16 protein-coding genes are annotated in these 22,640 nt (G+C 67.8%); 4 read left to right on the top strand and 12 right to left on the bottom strand.

The features are described from left to right. Positions 1-48: 48 nt before the first annotated feature. The 8 genes from FV560_RS02640 to FV560_RS02605 form a co-directional block, all read right to left on the bottom strand. On the bottom strand, positions 49-4,122 hold the full coding sequence (locus tag FV560_RS02640; RefSeq protein WP_159618954.1) for a glycoside hydrolase family 2 TIM barrel-domain containing protein: 4,074 nt from the start codon (positions 4,120-4,122) through the stop codon (positions 49-51). 90 nt (positions 4,123-4,212) lie between these two features. Next, complete coding sequence (locus FV560_RS02635) at positions 4,213-5,154, bottom strand: carbohydrate ABC transporter permease (RefSeq protein ID WP_235019879.1); 942 nt, start codon at positions 5,152-5,154, stop codon at positions 4,213-4,215. Beyond that, a complete protein-coding gene (locus FV560_RS02630) occupies positions 5,151-6,116 on the bottom strand; it encodes a carbohydrate ABC transporter permease (RefSeq protein ID WP_159618952.1) in 966 nt (321 codons plus the stop codon). The genes FV560_RS02635 and FV560_RS02630 overlap by 4 nt, the downstream gene beginning before the upstream one ends. 33 nt (positions 6,117-6,149) lie before the next feature. Continuing rightward, complete coding sequence (locus FV560_RS02625; RefSeq protein WP_159618950.1) at positions 6,150-7,652, bottom strand: ABC transporter substrate-binding protein; 1,503 nt, start codon at positions 7,650-7,652, stop codon at positions 6,150-6,152. Between the two features lie 33 nt (positions 7,653-7,685). Further along, positions 7,686-9,164 (bottom strand): sulfatase-like hydrolase/transferase, encoded by a 1,479-nt coding sequence (locus FV560_RS02620; RefSeq protein ID WP_235019878.1) that lies wholly within the window; start codon positions 9,162-9,164, stop codon positions 7,686-7,688. 29 nt (positions 9,165-9,193) lie between these two features. Further along, positions 9,194-10,657: a sulfatase-like hydrolase/transferase gene (locus tag FV560_RS02615; RefSeq protein ID WP_159618948.1), complete on the bottom strand. Its 1,464-nt coding sequence runs from the start codon at positions 10,655-10,657 to the stop codon at positions 9,194-9,196. Between the two features lie 609 nt (positions 10,658-11,266). After that, positions 11,267-12,115, bottom strand: a complete 849-nt coding sequence (locus tag FV560_RS02610; protein WP_159618946.1) for a rhomboid family intramembrane serine protease — start codon at positions 12,113-12,115, stop codon at positions 11,267-11,269. Positions 12,116-12,125: 10 nt separating this feature from the next. Then, a complete protein-coding gene (locus tag FV560_RS02605) occupies positions 12,126-12,650 on the bottom strand; it encodes a peptidylprolyl isomerase (protein WP_159618935.1) in 525 nt (174 codons plus the stop codon). 190 nt (positions 12,651-12,840) lie between these two features. Between FV560_RS02605 and FV560_RS02600 the strand changes: the two genes are divergently transcribed. Further along, complete coding sequence (locus tag FV560_RS02600; protein WP_159618933.1) at positions 12,841-13,731, top strand: hypothetical protein; 891 nt, start codon at positions 12,841-12,843, stop codon at positions 13,729-13,731. Between the two features lie 84 nt (positions 13,732-13,815). On the opposite strand, the gene FV560_RS02595 is transcribed toward FV560_RS02600, so the two are convergent. From FV560_RS02595 to FV560_RS02580, 4 genes are all read right to left on the bottom strand, one after another. Then, on the bottom strand, positions 13,816-15,738 hold the full coding sequence (locus FV560_RS02595; protein WP_200837494.1) for a bifunctional aldolase/short-chain dehydrogenase: 1,923 nt from the start codon (positions 15,736-15,738) through the stop codon (positions 13,816-13,818). A gap of 61 nt (positions 15,739-15,799) precedes the next feature. Next, a complete protein-coding gene (locus tag FV560_RS02590) occupies positions 15,800-16,831 on the bottom strand; it encodes a substrate-binding domain-containing protein (RefSeq protein ID WP_275401870.1) in 1,032 nt (343 codons plus the stop codon). Between the two features lie 49 nt (positions 16,832-16,880). Continuing rightward, positions 16,881-17,888: an ABC transporter permease gene (locus FV560_RS02585; protein ID WP_200837493.1), complete on the bottom strand. Its 1,008-nt coding sequence runs from the start codon at positions 17,886-17,888 to the stop codon at positions 16,881-16,883. After that, positions 17,885-19,414 carry a sugar ABC transporter ATP-binding protein gene (locus FV560_RS02580; RefSeq protein ID WP_235019876.1) on the bottom strand — a complete coding sequence of 510 codons (1,530 nt, stop codon included), beginning with the start codon at positions 19,412-19,414 and terminating at the stop codon, positions 17,885-17,887. Before FV560_RS02580 ends, FV560_RS02585 begins: the two co-directional genes overlap by 4 nt. 195 nt (positions 19,415-19,609) lie before the next feature. On the opposite strand from FV560_RS02580, the gene FV560_RS02575 reads away from it, so the two are divergent. The 3 genes from FV560_RS02575 to FV560_RS02565 are packed head-to-tail and all read left to right on the top strand — an operon-like array spanning position 19,610 to position 22,534. Further along, positions 19,610-20,422: a DeoR/GlpR family DNA-binding transcription regulator gene (locus tag FV560_RS02575; protein WP_159618927.1), complete on the top strand. Its 813-nt coding sequence runs from the start codon at positions 19,610-19,612 to the stop codon at positions 20,420-20,422. A gap of 37 nt (positions 20,423-20,459) precedes the next feature. Next, complete coding sequence (locus tag FV560_RS02570) at positions 20,460-21,494, top strand: zinc-dependent alcohol dehydrogenase (RefSeq protein ID WP_159618925.1); 1,035 nt, start codon at positions 20,460-20,462, stop codon at positions 21,492-21,494. Next, positions 21,494-22,534, top strand: coding sequence for an NAD(P)H-dependent glycerol-3-phosphate dehydrogenase (locus tag FV560_RS02565; protein WP_159618923.1), 1,041 nt, complete (start codon positions 21,494-21,496; stop codon positions 22,532-22,534). The genes FV560_RS02570 and FV560_RS02565 overlap by 1 nt, the downstream gene beginning before the upstream one ends. Positions 22,535-22,640: the final 106 nt, after the last annotated feature.

Here is a 22,640-nt window from a genome sequence, read left to right as displayed (position 1 = left end):
ACTCTCCTCGCTCCGGTGGGGCCGGGACGGTCCCGGCCCCACGGCCAGTCAGTCGCTGCTCCGGCTGCGACCCTCCAGCTGGTTGAGCTCCTGAACTCCGCCACTGCGCAGGCCGACGCCATAGCGCCAGCCGTCCAGTGCGCCCGGTTCGGTGAAGTCGACCCGGCCCTGGGTCGTGGTGGTCAGCAGCCGCGTCCATCCGAGGCCACGGTCCACCCAGACGGCGATCGCGTTCCCGTCCAGGGTGAAGGCCCACGAGTCGCCCGAGGAGAGCAGCCCGGGCGTACAGCAGGCATTCGTCAGCTCACCGTCGATCACCACATCGACACCGTGCTGACCGCCGATACCCGTCCAGGCCATCACGTAGTTCTGCTCATCCTTGATGAGCCCGATGAACTGCGAGTCCGGTGTGATGCCGTTGGCGCCGTACCGGCCGTGCTCGACGACGACGACCGCCTGATCACTCTGCGGCCCGGATTCGTGGGCGAACAGCCCGAAGTACGGACTCTCGGCCTGCGTCCGGAGCACCCCGGAACCGATGGTCAACTCCGGCAGCCCCCGGTTCGCCAGCGGCTGGTAGGGCGTGTACTCGGCACTGGTGTCAGCACCGAAGTCGTCGCTGACACCCACCTCGGGATACGCCGTCGGATCGAACGCGACGCTTGAGGGCGAGACATCCTGGATCGCGTGGTCACCCCAGCTCGCGGTCGCGGTCAGGTCCACCGACTCCCCGGTCACAACCTCCTGGTCACTGGCCACGGTGAAGGCGACGTGCCGGCCTTCCCCGGGGGCGAGCGAGGCGAGGGTGCTGTGGTCCTCGGCGCTGCTGGTCCACCCTGCGGGCGGGGCCAGATCGACGTTCACGTCCTCGATCGTCTCCGCCGTGTCGTTGACGACGGAGACGATCACCGTCCCTGCGCCGGTCTCGGGCGAGATCTGCGCACCGGCCTGGTACACCGACAGCCGGGTGTCGACCGGCTCATAGGCTGACCGTTCGTCGGTGACCGTGACGTCGCCGCTGACCAGAACCGGTGGCTGGCCGTGCCGGCCGGACCTGGCGCCGAAGATGGACAGTCCGCCGCCGTCGCTGGCGAGCCGGATCGTGGCGGTCTCGTCCCCACCGAGCTGGTCAGCAGTGATCGGGACCGCGATGCGGTAACCGTAGCGGTTGCCGAAGTCGCCGGCCGGTGTGCCCCGCGAGCGTCCGGCGAGTGCGAGTGGACCGTTCGGATCGTCCGGGAGAAGAATCGCGGAGAGTTCCTGCCCATCGACCGAGACCGTGAGGTCCGTCGGATACCGGCGAGCGCTGGTCACGTGGTTGCGGTCGAACCTCCCAGCTGGTTGTGCGGAGGCCACCTCCATGACCAGCGTCGCGTCCCCGGCCTGCCCGGTCCGGACCTCCTCAGGCACCGCCACCTCGTAGTCGAAGTAGCCGCGCCCGTAGCCGCTCACCCAGTCGGCCTGGCCGTGTGCGGCCACGCCACCACTCCACTGCTGATCGAGAACGTCCGAGGGTGAGAACCCCTCCTCATTCGCGGGCACAGGTGTGTCGAAGGTGAGGTACTGCTCAGCGGCGGTCTCGCCGTCGGCCTCGATCCAGAACCAGAGGTATCCGACGCGCAACTCCTCCGGTGTGGTCAGCGAGACTGTGCCGGCGTCGGTCACGGTGTAACGCTCGGGGTCGATCGGCTGCGAACCGCTGTCGGCTTCACCCACCCAGCTGCCGTCGTCGCGATAGCCACCGATCCGCCAGTGCAGCTGCGCACCGTCGAGGTCGAGATCACTGAAGTGGCTGATCCGGACCGGGACGTCGATGGTCTCGCCGCGTTCGAGGGTGTGTGAGGTCCGCGTCATCAGGGAGATCGCGTCGTCGCGCTGGAACATCTCAATCGTGCGAGCCCTGCCCTCGTGGTCGAGGAACTCCGGGGAGTTGGGCTGGCGGTCATACCGGAACGGGCTCTGCACCTCCTGCTCGGTTTCGGCGATCTGCACACCGACGTACCCGGTCATCTCCGGATAACTGCGGAACAAGCTGGCGCTGTGCTGGAACTGTCCGCTCTTGACCGCGAACTCGGAGTTCAGCCACGGCTGCCCGTCCTGGACGCCGTCGTTGAAGTTCCAGGTCGAGCCCGGCTCGATCTGTGGAACGATCCCGTCGAGCAGGTTCTTCCATGCGTCGTAGGTGTCCAGATAGAAGTGGAAGTCGTTCAGATCGGTCGACCCCTCCAGGTGGCCGTTCTGACAGCACGGTGAGTTGTCGACCACGAGCCGGGAGGAATCGAGGTCACGGGTCACGTCGACCATCCCGCGCACGTAATCGAAGGCGTCCGTGGCGATCGGTTCCTGGAACGGGCGCTCGTTCAGCCCCCAGGACTCGTTGAAGACGCTCCAGATCACGATCGAGGGGTGGTTGTGGTCCCGGTTCAGGGTCTTCCGCAGCAGCTCTTCGAACAACTCCTCGGCCTGCGGGTCACCCTGTGAGCCCCACCCGGAGTTCGGCATGTCGTACCAGATCAACATGCCCAGCTGGTCGGCGCGGTGGTAGTAGGCGGGCTCGTTGACCTTGAGGTGGTGCCGGACCACGTTGAACCCGAGGTCCCGGGCGTTCTGCAGGTCCATCGCCATGGATCCGCGGCCCGGTTCGGCTTCGGTGCCGGTCTGCAAGTCGGGACCGGCCGTCTCACCGGTGTAGGTGTACAGGCCCCACGGGTTGTACCCCTGATCGAGGACGCCCCGGATGTAGATCGGGCGATTGTTCAGATAGATGTACTGGTACTCCCCGTCCTGTCCGGGTGCCCAATTGCGCTCAATACTGCGCATCCCGAAGGAGGTCCGGACCCCGTCCTGATTCAGCAACCGGAAGTCGGCGGTATAGAGCGCGGGGTCATCGGTATCCCACAGGTGCGGATTCTCGATCGGCACGCGGACACTGCCGCGCCCGTCCTCCAGATGGACCCGGGCGCGGGTGATCACCACCTCGCCGTCCGGGTCGGTGATCGTCACGGTCACCGGTGGCCGTCCACGGACGTCTTCGGCGGCCACGTCGATTGTCACGAAGGCTTCCGACGGCGTTCGAGAGTCTCCCTCGAAGGTCAGCTCGGGTGTGACGTGCGTCTGCGTCAGACGCGCCCCGCGATAGGGCTCGATCCAGACCGACTGCCAGATCCCGCCGATGTCGCTGAACCACCCCTCGCTCGCTCCCTCGATCGGCGGATCGCCGGTCTGCTTCCCCTGCGGGTAGGGGGTCTCGCGGTCGATGGACGGCGCCTCGACCCGGATGGCCAGGGTGTGGGTCGAGCCCGGGCGTAGCTTGCCCAGATCGGCACTGATCTCGGTGAAGCCGTCTCCGGAGTAGGGCAAGACCTCCTCGCCGTCCAGCCAGACGGCGGCGCCGTAGTCCGCGGCGCCGATGCGCAACCGGACGGCGCCGTCGTTCGGGAAGTTTTCTGGCACGGTGAAGGAGCGCTGGTACCAGACGGTGCCCTGGTAGTCGGCGTACGCACTGAGGAAGGTCTCGCTGGTGGCCAGCTCTTCCTCGCCCCAGGCGGCCAAGGACTGGTAGGCGAACGGCACCCGGATGGCTCGATCCATCTCCTGGTCGGGTTCGTACCATTCTTCGGACTCACCGACGTCCTCGGGGTCGAAGGCAAAGGACCACGTGCCGTTCAAGGAGAGCCACGCGTCATCGGTGAACGGGCGGCGATCGGCGTCCGGTCGCGGGTACTCATCGCGTGCCGGATCGGTGTCGCGTTCGAGTTCGAGCCGTACGGTGGAATCCTCAGTGGAGGAATCGACGGCGGTGGACGCGAAGGAGTAGCCCTCCCGCGCCGCGATCACCAGTGCCGCGTCCGCCGGCACCTCCTCGAGCACGAAGGCGCCGTCGGCGCCGGAGCTGGTGACGACGTCCGTGCGCGAGGCGTGCACCGACGCCGCCTCGATCGGCTCGCCGCTATCGGCATCCACGACCTGTCCGCGGACCGTCGTCGAGATGGGCATCTGTTCCTCCTCAGCAGGATCGCCCTGCGGTACGGCAGTGGCGATCGACATCGGCATCAGCAGTGCGCAGGCGGTGAGCAACGTTGCTCCGGCCCGCAACCGCGGCCGGCCTGACGTGTCGGACATGTCTCCTCCAGGGAGCAGATCGGGCAACCGATCTGATGGTGGGTGGATGGCAATCAGTGGATTCCGGTGCGACGTGCTCGCAGAGCGCGGTCATTGTTTGACTGCTCCGGCGATGCTGTCGACGAATTTGCGTTGGAGGGTGATGAAGATGGCCATGACGGGGACGAGGGAGATCATGGCGGCGGCGGCGAGGCCGGACCAGTCGGTGGAGTATTCGCCGATGAAGGCGCTCATGCCGACGGCGAGGGTGCGTAGTGCTGGTTCGGACAGGGTGAAGACCAGGGGTAGGAGGTAGACGTTCCACGCGAACAGGAACGTCAAGATGATGACCGTGGCGGTGATCGGCCAGGCCAGGGGCAGCATGATGCGGGCGAAGATGCGGAAGTGTCCGGCCCCGTCCAGGCGGGCGCATTCCTCGAGCTCTTTCGGTAGCCCCCGGAAGTAGCCGGCGTACAGGAGTGTGGCGGCGACTTGCCCGCCCGCGCCCAGGCCCAGGATCACCCCGAGGTGGGTGTTCAGTAGCCCGATCTGGTCGGTGAGTTGGACCACGGGGATGATGGTGTAGCCCTCGGGCAGGAAGAACGTGATCAGGAAGATCCCGATCAGCAGTTTCTTGCCGATGAAGTCATACCTACCCAACACATACCCGGCCAGGGCGGAACGGATCACGATCAACGCGACCGTGCCGCCGGTGATGATGACCGAGTTCAGGAAGTACCGGTCGAACCCGACCACGGTCCAGGCGCGGGAGTAGTTCTCCCAGATCGGGGTCTCGGGGATCAGGCCCAGCCCGGAGCCGAAGATCTCCGGTTGGGTCTTCAACGACGCCGAGACCAACCAGATGAAGGGGTAGATCCAGATCAACGCCAACACCACCAGGCCGGCGAAGATCATCAGACTCCCCGGGCGGCGGACCAACACCCGCAGACTGTCCGGGCGATCAGGACGCAACCCCCTCACCCACCGCTTCCCAGTGCCGGTGCCGGTGGTGGAACCAGTGGTGTCAGTGGTGTCAGTGGTGTCAGTGGTCATGTCATTGCTCCTGTGGCTCGGCGGGCCCACCGCAACCCGACCGCTTGGGCGATAGCGATGCCCATCGTGAGCACCCCGAAGAGCACGGCTGCGGCCGAGGCGTACCCGAGCTGGGGCACGGTGGCACCGAAAGCGGTACGGAAGATGAAGATCTCGATCACCTCCGAGGAGAACGAGGGCCCACCACCGGTCATCGTGTACATCAGATCGAACACGTTCAACGCACCCACGGTGTCGATCAGAGTGATGATCACCAGGAACGGGATCAGCAACGGCATCGTGATCCGGGTGAACTCCTGCCACGGTTTCGCCCCGTCGATCATCGCCGCCTCGTGCACTTCTTGGGGGATGGTCTGCAACGCGGCCAACCAGTAGATCATCGTGATCCCCAGCCACTTCCACACCCACACCGCGACCCCGGCAAGCAGAGAGGTGTCGGTACTGGCGACGAAGTTCGCCGGGGAGTCCAGCAACCCGATCCCGACCATGGCCACACTGATCGGGCCACCCGCATCAAGCAACAGGGTGAAGACCACACCAATGATCGCCCCCGTGGTGACCACCGGCAGGAAGAACAACGTCCGCAACAGGCCCTTGAACGGGGTCCGTTTCCGATTCAGCAAGATCGCCAGCAGCAACGCCAACCCCACCCGCAACGGGACCGCCAGGATCAGGAACAGGAACGAGTTACCGAACGCGTTCCAGAACAACCCATCCGCAGCCAGCCGCTGGAAGTTCTCGATCCCGATGAACGTCCCCGAATCAGCAAAACCCGGCCAATCCAGGAACGCGAACCACCACGACGCGACCAACGGATACACCGTATACGCCCCATACCCCACCAACGTGGGCAACAGGAACAAGTAAATCCACCAGTCCTTACGCAACCGCCGCCACACACCCACCTTCGCAGGCCGGGCCGAACCCGCCGACAACTCACGACTCGTCTCCAGGGCCGCCATCACCCCTCCAATTCACTCAACAACCAGGCCCACTCATCGAGCGTCATAATCCTCAATCGCATAATCCGACTCCGGATCCCAATTACCGAACACCCAGGCGTCCTGATCGACCTCGGCGCCCTCGCCCTGCACGACCTCGAGAGCTCGCTCACGCTCGGCGCTCATCGCCTCCCGGTAGGTGCGCAGCTCGGCCGCGACGTCGAGATCCTCGCCGCTGAGCGCCGACTGCAAGATCGTGCCGATGCCGGGTTCGACGGGACGCATCTCCGCCAACACCCGCCAGGCTTCCGGGTGTCCGATCTCGGGAGCCGGCGCGATGCGGACGTCCTCGGCGAAGCGGGCCACCATGTCGCGGTAGGCCGGGTGCACGTCCGCTGTCTCCACCGCGTCCAGCAGGGCCGGCGGCTGGTCCATCGCGGTGGCGAGCGCAGCCTGGAAGTCCTCCTGGGTCATCCGGAGCAGCAGCTCGGCGGCCGCCTCGGGCTGTGCAGAGTCGGTCGAGACCCAGAAGACGCCGCCGGCGGGCCCGGACCGGACCGAGCGCATCTCGGAGTCCGGGCGCGGGATCGACCAGCATCCGAGGCCACGCTCGACCACGTCCGGCGACTCGGAGGCGAGGTCGCCGATGAACCACGGGCCCCACGGGTAGATGGCACCCTCGCCGGCGGCCCACCGCGCGGTGGCGTCGCGCGGGATCATCGCGGGCGAGGAGGGGTGGATCAGTTCGTCCTGCTGCAGCGAGAGGAGGAACTCGAAGGCCTGCACGAACGGGTCGGAGTCCTGCACGTACTCCCCCGTGCGCCAGTCGATCTCACCCGGCGCCCCGGCCGTCATCGCCAGCTGGACGACGATCGCATTGAGGTAGTTCGGGTTCTGGGCGGGCAGGAAGATGCCGTGGGCGTCGGTGTTGTCGCGGACCTGGCGCGCGACCGCGCGCAGGTCGTCCCAGGTCACCGGCTCGTCGTCCGGGTCGACGCCGGCCTGTTCGAGCAGCTCGGCGTTGTACCAGGGGATCGTGGCGTGCTGGCGGGAGGAGAACAACGGAACCGCATAGACGTCGCCGTTGAAGCGGTGGAGGCCGTCGAAGATCTGATCTGCCACCGGGCTGGAGGCGAAGTCGGCGAAGTCGCTGATCGGCTGGAACCAGCCCTCACTGACCAGCGCCGCCGGCGCCGCGTCCAGCCCCGCCAGCGAGTGCACATCCGGCAGTTGGTTGCTCCGCCGCGCCACCTGCAACGCCTGCCCCAGATCGGCTGCGGCCAGCTCCCGCCGCTCGATCGTGATGCCGGGGTTGTCCTGCATGTAGGGATCGAAGAGATCCTGCTCGAGCATCTGGGTCAGCGGACGGAACTGGTCCCACCACTGCAGGGTGCCGTCGCCGCCGCCCTCGGTCTCCTCCTCGGAGCTTTGGCCTCCGCCGGTGCAGCTGGCCAGTACAGCCGCCAGGGAACCGGCGCCGGTGGCTCCGAGGAACTGGCGGCGGCCGATGGGCGCCATTCCGGGGATGCCGCGTGCGGTTGTTTGTGAGGTGTTCATCTGCAGACTCCTTCGTCTCGGTGAGCACGAGCCTCAGCTCGCGCTCATCGTCCAGTTATGGGGGGAGGTTTTCGGGGTGTAGGTACCGCGCGGCAACTCGTCCTGAAGACGGAGCATCCACTGGGTCAGTCGCCACAGCAGGTCGTGGCGCACTGTGGCGTAGGCGGGGTCATCGATCAGGTTGGTGACCTCACCGGGATCGGCGGACAGGTCGTACAGCTCGCCGGTGTCGTTGCTGTGCAGGACGATCTTGTGGTCGCCTCGGCGCAGCATCCGCGATCGACCACTCTGGGTCACGGAGTTCAGGGAGTCGATCGAGTAGCCGTCGTAGGAGAAGTGCAGGGGTGGGCGTTCGGACGGCCCGTACATCAATCCGCCGAAGCCGCTCTCGGCATAGATGGAGTCGAACTCGGCCTCCGGCCCGGGCGCCCCGGACAGCAGCGGCAGCAGGCTGCGCCCTTGAACGCCGTCGGGAAACGGCTCTTCGAGCAGTTCGCAGAGTGTGGGAAACAGGTCAGCGATCGAGACGAACTCGTCTCGTATCTGACCGCCGGCGACTCCGGCGCCGGAGAAGAACAGCGGTACCCGGACCAGGCACTCGGGCAGGCCAGCACCTTTGCGCTGCAGACCGAAATCACCGGTGTAGTCACCGTGGTCGCTGACGAAGATCACCAGGATCTGCCCCTCGAGTGTGGCCCGGGCGTGTTCGACCAATCGGCGGATCTGATCATCGAGCAACCGCAGCATCCCGCAGTAGTTCGCGCGATAGCGGCGCCATTGGTCGTCATACCCGGGCCGCTTCTCCTCGAAGAGCTCCTGCAGCCAGGCCCAGTGCCCGCCTTTCGCCCGGGCGACTTCCGGGCCATGGGCACGCTCGGGGATCTCCTCTTCGGCGAACAGACTGAAGTACGGCTCCGGCACCTGATACGGGTTGTGTGGCTCCGGGAACGAGATCCAGGAGAACTGTGGGCCCTGATGACCGGCCGATGCATCCAGATCGGCGATGGCGTCGTCGACGATGCGGTACGGAAGCTGGTCGCGCAGGGGGAACGGTGTCGGCTCAGTGGCCACGCCGAAGTCCAGGTAGTCGAGCCACTCGTCGAAGTCCTGCTGCTCCCGCTCGCGCTGCGGGCCGCCGGCGTGGAAGTAGGGGCCGGCGAAGTAGTCGAAGTCGTCCGGCCCGGGATGCATGTGCGGCTTTCCGGCGAAACTCAAGCGGTAGCCGGCTGCTCGCAGCACCTGCGGCAGGTCCTTGTCGTACCACGCGTGGGCAGCATTGCTGTTCTGAGTGACGCGGTGCGCGGACGGCCATCGGCCGGTCAGCAGGCTCTCGCGCGCCGGTACGCATGCCGGCGCCGTCGTGTACGCGCCCGGGAAGGAGCAGCCCTCGGCGGCCAGGGCGTCGCAGAACGGCATCGTGTCGAGCGGGAATCCGGAGCCACGGGTGTAGCCCGCCCGCTGCTGGTCGGTCATGATCAGCAGGATGTGCGGTGCATGCTCGGTATCTGCCACGGTGACCTCCCTCGGTCGGAGTGCTGGGGTCAGGCCCAGCGCCAGTTGTGGGGGCGGGTCTTCGGCTGGTAGTTGCCTTCGGGCAAGTCGTCGGCCACGCGCAGCAGCCACTGCACGAGCTGGTGGTACAGGCGTTCCTGCACGTGGCGGTAGTCGGGATCACCGCTGAGGTCGCGGGTCTCGGCGGGGTCGCCATGCAGGTCGTAGAGCTGGACTTCGCCGGCGTCGTCCACGACCAGCTTGTAGCGCTCGTCGGCGACCATGCGCATCTCCCCGCTCTGGGTGACACTGTTCAGTTCGTCGAACGTGGCGCCCTCGTAGGAGAAGTGCAACGGTGGACGCTCGTCCTCGTCGTAGGAGACCCCGCCGTAGCCGTGCTCTCCGTAGATCGTGGCGAACTCCGATGGCGGAGCGTCCTCCCCACGGAGCAGCGGCGCCAGCGAGCGGCCCTGGACCCCCGCCGGGATCTGCGCGCCGATCCACTCCGCGAGTGTGGGCAGCAGGTCCACGATGGAGACGAGTTCGCCGCGTTGCTGAGGCTGCACGGACGGCCCTGCGATCGACAACGGGATCCGCATCAGCGCTTCCGGCACGCCGGCTCCCTTGCGCTGGAGGCCGTAGTCGCCGACGAAATCGCCGTGGTCGGTCAGGAACACGAAGACGGTGTTCTCCAGTCCGCCAGGGCGGGTGTCGAGATGATCCAGCAGTCTGCCGATCTGATCGTCGATCAGGCGCAGCATCCCCAGGTAGTTGGCTCGGTAGCGGCGCCACTGCTGATCGAACCCCGGGCGCTTGTCCTCGATGAGACGGTGCAGCCACCGGAACCGCCACCCCATCCGGTCCAGGGCTTCGGGCCCGACCATGCGTTCGGGCACGTCCTCCTCGTCGAAGAGCGAGAAGTAGGGCTCGGGCACCTGATACGGATTGTGCGGCTCCGGGAAGGAGACCCACAGGAAGTAGGGATCCTGTCTCGAGGAGTCGATCGCGGCGATCGCGCCGTCGATGATGCGTGCCGGCAGCTGTGAACGCGTCGGGAAGGGGGAGGGTTCGGTGGCCACGGCGTGGTCCAGCTCGCGCAACCAGGCGTCGAAGCCCGCATGCTCTCCCGACTCGTCTGGGCCGCCGTCGTGCAGGAACGGCCCGTGGAAGGTGTCGAAGTCCTCCGGCCCGGCATACATGTGCGGCTTGCCGCTGAAGTGGAGCGAGTACCCGGCTGCGCGCAGCATCTCCAGCAGGTCGGTGCTGTAGTAGGCGTGCTGGGCGGTGCTGTTCTGGCGCACCCGATGGGCCGAGGGGAACCGGCCGGTCAGCAGGCTCGTGCGAGCGGGCACGCAGGCCGGGCAGCTGGTGTAGGCACGGTCGAATCGCACTCCCCCGGCCAGCTGCGCATCGAGGCGAGGCATCGTGTCCGGACCGCCCTCGGCCGCCGTGCAGCCGACGCGCTGCTGATCGGTCATCAGGACCACGATGTTGGGGGGTGTGCTCGATGCCATGAGCGGTGCTCGATCCTTCCCGGAGGACGACTTCGGTGTCGGTTCGAGACATTACAGCGCTGTAGACGGCTATGTCCAGAGGTTGAGTCCAGAAATTTCTAGCGCTTACCTTCCAGTGATTCTGCGGATCTGCCCTCCGAGCGCGGCACAGCCTGGACCCCGTCACGAGAAAGCCAGCCACCACTCGATCGGGCCAACCGCAGGCGCGATCGCCCGGGACCGACCAGAAACTCACCCCCGGTGACCTGACCGTCGATCATCAGCCCGGGACCGACCGCAGAGTCACCCCCGGTGGCCTGACCGTCGATGATCGGCAAGCATCACCGGCCAGTCACCGGTGATCTCACCGACACACTGACGCGCGGGCAACAGTCAGATGTCGCGACGTACCCACAGGCTGTGCACCCACCTGTGGAGAACTACACCCATGTGATTTCCCCAGCTGTGGGTGAACCTGTGGAGAACTACACCCGTGTAGTTCACACCCGCACGTCCATCGCCGCCGAACGCTGAGCTGTTCGGCGTTCACGCGCGAAACGCCGAGCAACTCAGCGTTCGCGCGAGTGGTGCGGCCGGTGGTGCTGCCCGGTGGTGCGGCCGATCGCAGGACTAGACCAGCAGGGCGGCGCTAGCGCCGAGCAGCAGCACCGTCATCCCCGCCACACCGAGCACTGCACCGACCGAGCGGCGCTCCTTCGGCAGGTATGCGAACAGCGCACCGAGCGCGGTCCCCACCACCAAGCCGCCGAGGTGCGCCTGCCAGGAGATGCCCGCGACGACGAATCCGAAGACCACGTTGATGGCGATCACGATGAGGATCTGCCGGGCATCCCGCCCGGTGCGCCGCAGCACCACGGCGATCGCGCCGAAGAAGCCAAAGACGGCACCGGAGGCGCCGACCGTGGGATAGATCCACAGCTCTTGCGGGGTCAGCAGCAAGACGCCCACTGACCCACCGAGGGCACTGACAAGGAAGAGCGCGATGTAGCGCCACCGTCCGAGCATCTGCTCCAGGAACGGTCCCACGATCCACAGGGCGTACATATTGACCAGCAAATGGAGCCACCCGGCGTGCAGGAAAGCGGAACTGACCATCAGCCACGGCTCGTCAGCTGCCAGCGCCGGTCGCAACGCCAGCGTCGCATTGACCGGAAGAACGTACGAGGCCAGAAACATCACCACGCAGACCCCGATGATGGTCATCGTGACCGCGGGTCGATCCGATCGACTGACCCGGCCACCCAGCACAGTCCGCGTCGGACGCACCGACTGATTCGCCTCGCGCACGCAGTCGACGCAGTGCACCCCCACGGCCGCCGGCCGCTGGCACTCCGGGCAGGTCGGCCTCGAGCAGCGCTGGCAGGTGACATAGGAGACCCGGTCCGGGTGGCGTGGGCAGACCGGTGGACCGGCCTGCCCGCCACCGCCCGGGGCCGGAGCCGAGGGGTAACTGGTCATCGAAGGAGTGTCACTCGATGATCTCGATGGAGGTGATCACGATGTCCTCCACCGGGCGGTCGTTGCGGGGGTCGGTGGAGACAGCACCGATCTGGTCCACGACGGCGGCCGACGCCTGGTCCTTGACCTTGCCGAAGATGGTGTGCTTGCCCTGCAGCCATGGCGTGGCCGCCGTGGTGATGAAGAACTGCGAGCCGTTGGTTCCGCGGCCCATCTGGATGCCCGCGTTCGCCATGGCGAGAACGTGCGGCTCCTGGAAGTGCAGTTCGGGGTGGATCTCATCGTCGAAGCGGTAGCCCGGGCCGCCGGTGCCGGTGCCCAGCGGGTCGCCGCCCTGGATCATGAAGTTCGGGATCACGCGGTGGAAGATGGTGCCGTTGTAGAGCGGGTCGTTGCTCTCGGCCCCGGTCTCCGGGTGCGTCCAGGTGCGCGCGCCCGTCGCGAGCTCGGTGAAGTTCTTCACCGTCTTCGGGGCGTGGAAGGGGAAGAGCTCGACAGTGATGTCGCCGGCAGAGGTATGCAGAATCGCGTCCATACCTGACATCTTCGCATCCCCACCGGACGGGCATCTCCCGGGCTGCACACCGATGGACCGGGTGGCCGGCCCGCTCCGATCGCGCAAGTGTGTGCACTTCCCATAACCGGGTGGCACGATAGGGGTGGACCATCCGAACCACATCGCCAGAATCCGTGGATGCCCCGCGGGACGTGAGCTAGGGAGTCATATGTCGCGCAAGGAGAAGGTCAACGCCGAACAGCTTCGGGCTCAGGCCGAGGAGGCCGGCAAGGTCGCGCGTCAGCTCGCCGACCAGGGCAAGGAGTGGGCGGGCCCGCAGGTGGAGAAGGCCAGGGAGTGGGCCTCCCCGCGTGTGGACTCCGCCGTCGAGTGGGCCACACCACGGGTGGAGAAGGCGTGGCGCACCGGGGTGACCGCCGCCGCACCCAAGGTCGCCGAGTACGCCGAGAAGAGCAAGGGCGCGGTGGACGTCGCGCACGACGCCCTCGTCGACAAGGTGCTCCCCCGTGTGGTGCAGGCGATGGAGGACGCGGCCAAGGCTGCGAACTCCGGTGCCGACGGCCTGCAGAGCAAGGCGAACTCGGTGCTGGACGCCGCCAGTGACGCCGTCGCGGCCCAGGAGAAGAAGGCCAAGAAGAGCAACAAGGTCGGCAAGACCATCGGGTGGGTACTCGCCGGAGCCGCCGTGGCCGGAGCCGGAGTGCTGATCTGGAAGCGGACGCAGCCGGTCGATGACCCGTGGGCCGAGGAGTACTGGGACGACGCTCCCGCGCCCACCGAGAAGGCCAAGCACGTCGCCGAGGAGGCTGCAGGCGCGGCCGCTGGTGCCGCAGCCGCCGCCAAGGAGGCAGTCACCGACGCTGCCGGCGCCGTGGCCGAGAAGGCTGCCAAGGTCAAGGACTCCGCAGCCGACGCCGCGCAGGACGTGGCGGATGACGCCAAGGACGCCGCGGAGGACACGGGTGAGGCCGTGGCTGACGCCGCCGAGGAGGCCAAGGACGTTGCGGAGGAGACCGCCGAGGACGTCAAGGACGCCGCTGAGGATGCCGCAGAGGACGTCAAGGACGCTGCCGACGAGACACGCGACACGAAGTCCTGACCCAGACCAAAGAGAATCCCTCGTCGATCTGGTTGACCAGATCGACGAGGGATTTCTTGTTGTGGGTGCCCGACCGGGGCCGTCTCAGACGATTCGGTCGCTGCCGCCGTCGATCGGTACCTGCGCACCCGTGGTCGCGGCGAACAGCGGGCCACACATCGCCGCCACGAGCTCGCCGACGTCGGCGCTGGTGATCTCCGCGCGCAGCAGGTTGCGGCGCTTGTAGTCGGCCACCGACATCCCGTACTTCGCGGCCCGCTGCTCCAGCAGTTCCGGTGACCACAGCGCCGTGTCGAAGACGGCGTCCGGGTTGACCGTGTTCACCCGGACCCCGTCCGGCGCCCACTCCAGCGCCGCCACTCGGGCGAGCTGGGTGGCCGCAGCCTTGGACGCCGAGTACGCCGCCGCACCCTGACCGGGCGCCGGGACGTTCTTCGACCCGACCAGCACCACGCGCCCCTGCCGCGGCGCGAGCGCGAGATACGGGTGCGCGGCACCGAGCAGGGTCAGCAAGCCGGTGACGTTCACGTCCAGGCTCTTCGCCCACGGCTCGGCCGGGAACCCGTCGATCGGGTGCGAGGCGGCGAATACACCCGCAGCGGGCACCAGGATGTCCAGGCCACCGAAGTGGCCCGCCCCCTCGGCCACCGCGGCCCGCACGGCGTCGGCGTCGGAGACGTCGCAGATGATGCCGTACCAGTCCGGCGCGTTCGCCTCAGTCACGGCAGCGTCCCGGTCGAGGGCGATGACGGCGGCCCCCGCCTCCCATAGCGCCTGTGCACAGGCGCGTCCGATCCCCGAGGCGGCCCCGGTGACCAGTGCCACCTCACCCGCGAACGGCGGCGGGTCGCCCTTCGCACGCAGCTTGCGCTGCTCCAGCACCCAGTACTCGATATCGAACGCCTCGGCCGGCGAGAGGGTGCGATACCCACTCATCGCCTCAGCCCGCAGGATCCCTGCGGCCGTGTGCTCGTAGATGTCCGCGGCCACAGTGGCCGCCTTGACTGTCCGCCCCGCGGTGAGGAATCCCAGAGTCTCGTCCAGAATCACGCGCGGCGCCGGGTCGATCGGGGTGAGCTCACCGCTGACCAGCTCGCGGTGCTCCTCCACATAGGCCTGGTACCCGGCCACATAGGCGGCCACGTCGGTGCCCACCATCGGCACCCGCTTGGTGTGGATGACGTGCTCGGGCGTCAGCGGTCCCCGCTGGGTGATCTCGTCGATGTCCTCCCTGCCCCGCAGCGCGTCCACCGCGGTCCCGGTGCGGCGCTGCAGCACCATCGGCGCACCGGCCGCCTCGCTGAGATCCTTCCGAAGCCCCGCCAGGGCGAGCGGATCCACGTCAGGCGAGGGGCCGCCGTCGGGAATCTCCGGAAGCGCCGCGGCAGCGGTGCGCACCAACTCCAGGTGCGTGGCCAACGCCTCGTCGGCATCATCAGCGAAGGTGAACAGGCCGTGGTTGCGCAGCACGATGCCCCGGAACCCGCGCACGTCCACGTCCGCGAGCGCCACGGCCACCTGCCGGGCGAGCGCGAAGCCGGGCTTGACGTAGGGCAGCACCCAGACGTCCTCGCCGAAGGTCTCGGCGGTGAGCCGCTCGCCGTCGGTCTGGTTGGTCAGGGTGACGATCGCGTCGGCGTGGGTGTGCAGCACGAACCGGTGCGGGATGAGGGCGTGCAGGATCGCCTCGATGGAGGCCGAGGGGGCGGAGGCATCCATGGACGCCTGCTTGAGCTCGTTCACCAGGGAGACGTCGTCCAAGGCCTCGAGCTCGGCGAGCGCCAGCACCCGGTCCTTGCGCAGCGGGGTGAATCCCTCCGGCACGATCGAGGCGAGGTCATACCCGCTGCCCTTGGTCAGCACCACCTCGACGCTCTCGCCGGTGACGTCGGTCCGGGTGGACTTGACCGAGGTGTTGCCGCCTCCGTGCAGCACCAGGGAGGGGTCCGAACCCAGGGTGCGGGAGGCGCGGACGCAGGCGTCCAGGGCGGCGTCATGGATGGTCATCGTTCTCCTCATGGTCGAAAGGCGCCGTCGGGTGCCGGGGATGGCACCCGACGGCGGTGGGTCACTCCTCGTTCGACAGGTCGCCGGAGGCGAGGTTGGCTTCGATGAGCTCGGGCAGGCGGTCCAGGAAGGCATCGACGTCGGTGACCACGTTGGCCTGCACGTCCTCGACGTTGTCCGGCGTCACCGTGGGCATCACGTAGGTGTAGAGCTCCTCGACGTCCTCACCGTTCGCGGCCCGCTCGGCCACGGCCAGCCCCGCGGCGAGCTCGACTCGGCCGTGCTGGAGGTGGGTGCCGATGAAGTCACCGGCGGCGACGGCGGCCAATCCGTCCTCGATGCCGTCGATGCCGACGATCGGCACACTCATGTCGGCCTCTTCCAGCGCCTGCAGGGCACCGAGGCCCATGTCGTCGTTCTCGGCGATGACGCCGTCGATGTCCTCACCGAAGGCGGAGATCCAGTTGGCCATGAGGTTCACGGCCTCGTCGCGGGTCCAGTTCGCGGTGTCCATCGCGAGGACTTCGATGTCGGGATTGTCCGCGAGCACATTCTCGATGCCCTCGGTGCGGTCGAGCTCGGCGGACTGGCCGAGCGGGCCCTGCAGGATGACGACGTTGCCCTCGCCGCCGAGCTCGTCGACCATCATCTGCGCCTCGCTCTCGCCGGCAGCGATGTCGTCGGGCAGGACGGAGGCCGTGACATTGGTGGTGTCGTCGAGGGCCGCGTTCACCGGGATGACGGGGATGCCTGCGTCCGAGGCGGCCACCAGCTGGGGACCGAGGGAGTCCGCCTGCACGGGGACGACCACGATCGCGTCCACGCCGGCGTTGATGTACTGGTCGAGCTGATCGGCCTGGGTGGAGACGTCGAGCCCGGCGGAGTTCCACAGCAACTCGATGTCGTTGGCCTCGGCGTAGGCCTCCATCCCTTCCTGGCCCTGGGTGATGAACGAACTCATGTCGTAGACGGACACGCCGATCTGCAGCGAGTCGTCGCCGGCGTCGGGATCGCCGGCGCCACAACCGGCGAGCAGCAGCCCGCCGCCGAGAGCGGCAGCAATCATCATCTTCTTCTTCGTGTGGTGTCGCACCTTCGTGCCTCCTTGCAGGTGGTGGATCTCTTGCTGGGGTAGGGGGTGGTCAGGAACGGGTGCGTCTGGTGGCCCAGACGTCGATGGCGACCGCGGCCGCGATGAGGGCGCCCTTGATGACGGCCTGCCAGTACGGGGGGATCACGAGGATCTGCAGGCCGTTGTTGAGGGTCTGGATGAGCATCAGGCCGAGCAGGGTGCCCCAGACGGTGCCGCGGCCTCCGAAGAGGCTGGCGCCTCCGATCACGACGGCGGCGATGGCATCCAGCTCGTAGCCCTGGCCGAGGGTGGGGGATCCGGAGATCACCCGGGAGGAGATCATCAGCCCGGACACCCCCGCCAGCCCGCCGCTGATCAGGTACACCCACACCCGCGTCCGCTCAGTGGGGACACCGGCGAGAGACGCGGCACTGGAGTTGCCGCCGATGGCGTAGATGCGTAGACCGAACGTGGTGTGCCGGAGCACGAACCAGAAGGTGATGAAGCCGACGATCATCAGCAGCACGGGGATCTTCATCCCGAGCACCTCGGTGTTGGCGAACGCGCCGTAGCCGTCGGGTACGCCGTTGATCGGGGCGCCGTTGCCGATGGCGTAGGCGAAACCGGAGGCGGCGGTGAGCATGCCCAGGGTGGCCACGAACGGTGGCACGGAGAATCTGCTTACCAGCAGTCCGTTGACGGCGCCCGCCAGCAGTCCCACACCGGTCGCCACGACCGGTGCGAGCCAGAGTTGGTCAGGGACCCGTACGGCCGTCCAGGCTGCACTCATGGCACTGACGGCGATCACGGATCCGACCGAGAGGTCGATGCCGCCGGTGAGGATCACCAGCGTCTGCCCCAGGGCGATCAGGGCGAACGGGGCGGCAGCGATGAGGATCGTCGTGACGTTGTCGAGGGTGGCGAACCGCGCGCTGCGGTAGGCGAAGTAGCAGATCACCACCAGCAGGATGAGCACCATGGCGTTGCGCACGAGCAACGCCGTGGCCACCTCGCGGGCGGACTTGCCTTCGGTGAGCTGCCGGACGTTCGCAAAGAACGCGGGCGTGGTTCTGGTCATCGACCCTCCTCGGTCGTGTGGCGGGCGGCGTCCTCACCGCTGGCCAGATGGAAGATGCGAGCTTGGGCGTCGGGGGCGTCGAGATCGGCGCGGTCGAGCTCACCGGCGATCGCGCCGTCGCGCATGACCAACACCCGGTGCGTGAGTCCGATCAGTTCGGGCATGTCGGAACTGGCCACGAGCACGGCCAAGCCCGTGGCTGCGAGCTCGCTGATGATGCGGTAGATCTCGCTCCGGGCACCGACGTCCACGCCGCGGGTGGGTTCGTCGAGCAGGAGCACGGCCGGTGAGCGGTCCATCCAGCGGGCGATGACGATCTTCTGCTGGTTTCCGCCGGAGAGAGTCTCGGTGAGCTGCTGCAGGGAGCGGTAGCGCAGCCGCATGTCCTCCACGTGCCGGGTGGCGGCCGCGGTGCGGGCCCGGGAACGCATGACCCCGAACCGGGAGTAGTCGGCGATGTAGGGCAGCGTCATGTTGTCGAGGATCGAGCGTCCGAGCACGAGGCCGTCGCGCTTGCGGTCCTCGGGGACGAAGGCGAGGCCGGCATCGATGGAGGCGCGCACGGACTGCCGGTGCAGCGCCTTGCCGTTGACGGTGACGGTCCCGGCGGCGGCCCGGTTCGCTCCGAAGATGGCTTTGAGGGTGGCCGATCGGCCGGCACCCACAAGCCCGCCGAGCCCGACCACCTCGCCGGCGTGGACGGTGAGGTCGACGGTGGGCCGGCCGGGCCGGCGGCGCAACTCGTTGACCTCCAGCACCGGGGTCGTCCCCGGAGCGGGACGCTCGGGGAACATGGTGCCGAGCTCCCGGCCGATCATCGCGGTCACGATCTGGTGGGGCCGCACCTCTCGTGCCGGTTCGTCCAGGGTGAGCCCCCCGTCGCGGAGGACCACCACACGATCGGCGATGGCCTCGATCTCCTGCATCCGGTGGGTGGTGTAGACCATGGCGACCCCGCGATCGCGCAACCGGCGAATCACCTGGTAGAGCCGTTCCACCTCGGCCTCGGGGATGGAAGAGGTCGGCTCGTCCAGCAGCAGGATCTTTGCCCCGGAGCTGGTGGCCTTGACGATCTCCACGATCTGCGTGAGGGCCACCGAGAGCCGGTTCATCGGCAGGTCCGGGTCGACGTCGACGTCGAACTCGGCGAGCAGCTCGCGGGCGTGGGCACGCATCTGGCGGCGACGCAGCACGAACCCGGCAGCCCGGGGTTCGCGTCCGACGGCGATGTTCTCCGCCACTGTGAGGTCCTCATAGGGCGCGAGCTCCTGGGGGACGAGCGCGACACCCAAGTCACGGGCATGACGGGGCGAGGGGTGGGTCAGCTCGGTTCCCCGGAGGGTCACGGTTCCCGAGTCGGCGGGCAGGCGGCCCATCACGATGTTGAACAGGGTGGACTTGCCGGCCCCGTTCTCACCGGCGAGCACGACCACCGACCCGGGCTCCACGGCAAAGCTCAGGTCATGCAGGACGGGCACACCGCCGAAGGCCTTGAACAGGCCATCCACTTGCAGTGCTGGTACCACGCGGGACCCCTTCGTCTCGGTATGCGTGCGGCTCGGTGAGTGTGTGGTGATCAGCGCGACAACGCGCATCACATGAAAAGTGACTGTAGAGGATGATTCCTAACGGTACAAGTCTTTCGTTCTAACATTCACTGTGTTAGGTTCCTGCACAGGTCACACTAGGCCGATGACGACATGTGATCGCGAGGAGGCAGCATGAGACGGCGCCAGGCCGCGCAGGAACGACGCAGCGAGATCTCGGAGATCGTCTCGGCCAAGGGGTTCATCCGCATCGACGAGCTTGCCGAGCACTTCGGCGTCACCCCGATGACCATCCACCGGGACCTGGACGAGCTCGACGCTCGGGGGGTGGTCTCCAAGGTGCGTTCCGGTGCCAAGGCCACCCCGATCGAGGAGGTGGAACGTAACGTGGGGCTCCGCCGGCATCACATGCTGCCGCAGAAGCGCGCCATGGCCGACGCCGCCCTCGCCTGGCTCGAGGAGTTGGACGCCGACCACCTCACCCGGGTGGTCGCACTCGACGACTCCACGAGCGCCCTCGCACTGGTGGACGGCCTCGCCGCACGGGATGAGCTGACGATCGTCTCGAACTTCCTCCCCGTGATCGAGCAGGTCGCCGCCACCGGGCACGCCACCATGTTCGGGCTGGGCGGCACGTTCTCCCCCGGCTTCCAGTCCTTCCAGGGATCGAGCACGCACGAGGCGATCCGTTCGATCCAGATCGACGTCTTCTTCCTCTCGGCCACCGCCGTCGGGCAGGGCGCGGTCTTCCACCCCGAGGAGGGGCCGCTGCAGGTCAAGCGCTCCCTCATCGACCAGGCCGCGCGTTCGGTGCTGCTGGTCGACCACACCAAGTTCTCCCGGCGTGCTCTGCACCGCCAGGCCGGCCTGTCCGAGATGGACGCTGTCGTCGTCGACGACGGCATCGATCCTGCGGACCTGCGCCGTCTGCGCGAGCACGTCGAGACCGTCATCGTCGCCGAAGTCACCGAGGAACAGGAGAGTTGACCATGACCCGAGGTCCCCAGCCGAACGGATCAGCGTCATGAGGGCCGCGATCTTCCGCGGCCCCGGCCAGCTCGCGATCGAGGAGATCGAACGTGAGAAGCCCGGCCCGGGAGAGATCGCCGTCGAGGTGCGCGCCGCCGCGACCTGCGGCACCGATCTGAAGTCCTACCGCCGCGGGCACCCGAAGCTGTTCCCGACCCTCCCGGCCCGGTTCGGGCACGAGTTCGCCGGTGTGGTCACCGAGGTGGGTGCCGGCGTGGAGAAGTTCACCCCCGGGATGCGCGTGGTCGCCGCGAACACTGCCCCGTGCGGGTACTGCTGGGCGTGCACCATCGGCCGGGAGAGCCTGTGCGAGAACCTCGTCTTCCTCAACGGCGCCTTCGCCGAGGAGATCGTGGTGCCCGCCCCGATCGTGGCGCGCAACACCTACGAGATCCCCGATACCCTGCCGTTCGAGGCCGCCGCCCCGCTGGAGCCGCTCGCCACCGTCGTGCACGGGATGGACGAGTCCGGCATCCGGCTCGGCGATTCTGTGGTGGTGCACGGCGCCGGCCCGATCGGGCTGATGTTCGTGCGCCTGGCCACCCTGCGTGGCGCTCACGTGATCAGCGTGGACCAGAGCGCCTGGCGCCTGGAGCAGGCGGTCACCGCCGGCGCCGAGCACACGGTGAACATCACCGACCTCGACGACGACGCTCGCCTGGACGCCATCCGTGCCCACACCCCCGGTGAGCGGGGAGCGGACGTGGGTATCGAGGCCGTCGGCCTGCCCCCGGTGTGGGAGCAGACGCTGGACACGGTGCGCCCGGGAGGGACCGCCGTCTGGTTCGGCGGCACCCCGAAGGGGGCCCTGATGAGCGTGGACACCTCGCGGGTGCATTACGAGGAGCTCACTATGAAGGGCGTCTTCCACCACCAGCCACGATATGTGGCCACTGCGGTGAAGCTGCTGGCCACCGGGCGGGTGGACGGGATGTCCCTGATCACCGAGACCCGCCCGCTGGAGGCACTCGTGGACAGTCTGGAAGACATGGCCGCCGGCCGTGGCTCGAAGTTTGCGCTGGTGCCCTGATGGCGCGCGTGACAATCCTCGGTGCCGGTGCCATGGGTTCGGCCCTGGCCACTCCCCTGCGCGCGAACGGTCACGAGGTGGCCTTGTGGGGCACCTGGCTGGACGATCACTTCCTGGAGGAGTTCGCCGACGGCGGACCTCACCCCGGCACGAAGGTCCCCCTGGCCGGGGGTACCGAGGTGTTCACGAGCGACCGGATCGCCGATGCCCTGGCGGGCGCGGATGCGGTGATCGTGGCGGTCGCCTCGGTGGGGGTGCTGGAGGTGAGTCGCCGTGCAGCGCCGCACCTGACCCGCTCGGCCGACCCGGCCCACCGACCCGTGCTCGGCCTGGTGAGCAAGGGCTTCCACCAGCGCACGGACGGCTCCATCGACCTGATGCCCGAGGCCGTCCGCGAGGCGATCGAGGATCCCGGCGCCGTGATCGTCGCGATCGGCGGCCCGTGCAAGGCCAACGAGGTGGCTGCAGGCCGGTTCACCGCCACCGCCTTCGCCTCCACCGACGACGGGCGGGCAGCCACCGCGCTTGCCGACCTGATGCGCACCCCGGATTACCAGCCCAGCGTGAGTGACGACGAAGCCGGGCTGGAGGTGTGCGCTCCGCTGAAGAACGTGTACGCGATCGCGCTCGGCTTCGCCGACGGGCTGGAGCAGTCCACCGGCGAGCCGTGGCACAACTTCAAGTCCGCGATCTTCGCAAAGGCGTCCCAGGAGATGGGGCTGGTGGCCGAGGCGCTCGGTGGCCGGGTGGAGACGGCCTTCGGGCTCCCCGGTGTCGGTGATCTCGAGGTCACGGGGTTGTCGGGCCGGAACAAGGTCTACGGCGCCCGGATCGGTGCAGGCGAGACCGCGGCCGAGGCCTTGGAGCACATGCGCGAGGCCGGCCAGACGGTCGAGGGAGTGGCCGCGAGCGGGCTCGCCGAGACGTTGGTGACCACCCAACTCGCGAGCATCGCCGACCGGCTCACACTGCTGGCCGCCATCAGGTCAATCCTGGACGGTGCCGCCGACCCGCTCAGCGTGATCCGACAGGCCCTCTAGCCAAGCCCCACCACCTAGCCCCATCCGCGAGTACTGCTGATGTCGCTCATACTGCGAGATGTGGCCACAATGGGCCGCACTCGGTCAGGCGCGAGTGCGTGATCAG

The sequence above is a fragment of the Ruania rhizosphaerae genome, from assembly GCF_009805705.1.
Taxonomy (GTDB): domain Bacteria; phylum Actinomycetota; class Actinomycetes; order Actinomycetales; family Beutenbergiaceae; genus Ruania; species Ruania rhizosphaerae.
This window is presented reverse-complemented; position numbering and strand designations above follow the sequence as displayed.

What these genes read in the sequence shown, in the direction of transcription:
- FV560_RS02640 (WP_159618954.1), bottom strand. Translation starts at nt 4,122, where the DNA reads ATGTCCGACACGTCAGGCCGGCCGCGGTTGCGGGCCGGAGCAACGTTG.
- FV560_RS02635 (WP_235019879.1), bottom strand. Translation starts at nt 5,154, where the DNA reads ATGACCACTGACACCACTGACACCACTGACACCACTGGTTCCACCACC.
- FV560_RS02630 (WP_159618952.1), bottom strand. Translation starts at nt 6,116, where the DNA reads ATGGCGGCCCTGGAGACGAGTCGTGAGTTGTCGGCGGGTTCGGCCCGG.
- FV560_RS02625 (WP_159618950.1), bottom strand. Translation starts at nt 7,652, where the DNA reads ATGAACACCTCACAAACAACCGCACGCGGCATCCCCGGAATGGCGCCC.
- FV560_RS02615 (WP_159618948.1), bottom strand. Translation starts at nt 10,657, where the DNA reads ATGGCATCGAGCACACCCCCCAACATCGTGGTCCTGATGACCGATCAG.
- FV560_RS02610 (WP_159618946.1), bottom strand. Translation starts at nt 12,115, where the DNA reads ATGACCAGTTACCCCTCGGCTCCGGCCCCGGGCGGTGGCGGGCAGGCC.
- FV560_RS02605 (WP_159618935.1), bottom strand. Translation starts at nt 12,650, where the DNA reads ATGGACGCGATTCTGCATACCTCTGCCGGCGACATCACTGTCGAGCTC.
- FV560_RS02600 (WP_159618933.1), top strand. Translation starts at nt 12,841, where the DNA reads ATGTCGCGCAAGGAGAAGGTCAACGCCGAACAGCTTCGGGCTCAGGCC.
- FV560_RS02595 (WP_200837494.1), bottom strand. Translation starts at nt 15,738, where the DNA reads ATGACCATCCATGACGCCGCCCTGGACGCCTGCGTCCGCGCCTCCCGC.
- FV560_RS02585 (WP_200837493.1), bottom strand. Translation starts at nt 17,888, where the DNA reads ATGACCAGAACCACGCCCGCGTTCTTTGCGAACGTCCGGCAGCTCACC.
- FV560_RS02575 (WP_159618927.1), top strand. Translation starts at nt 19,610, where the DNA reads ATGAGACGGCGCCAGGCCGCGCAGGAACGACGCAGCGAGATCTCGGAG.
- FV560_RS02570 (WP_159618925.1), top strand. Translation starts at nt 20,460, where the DNA reads ATGAGGGCCGCGATCTTCCGCGGCCCCGGCCAGCTCGCGATCGAGGAG.
- FV560_RS02565 (WP_159618923.1), top strand. Translation starts at nt 21,494, where the DNA reads ATGGCGCGCGTGACAATCCTCGGTGCCGGTGCCATGGGTTCGGCCCTG.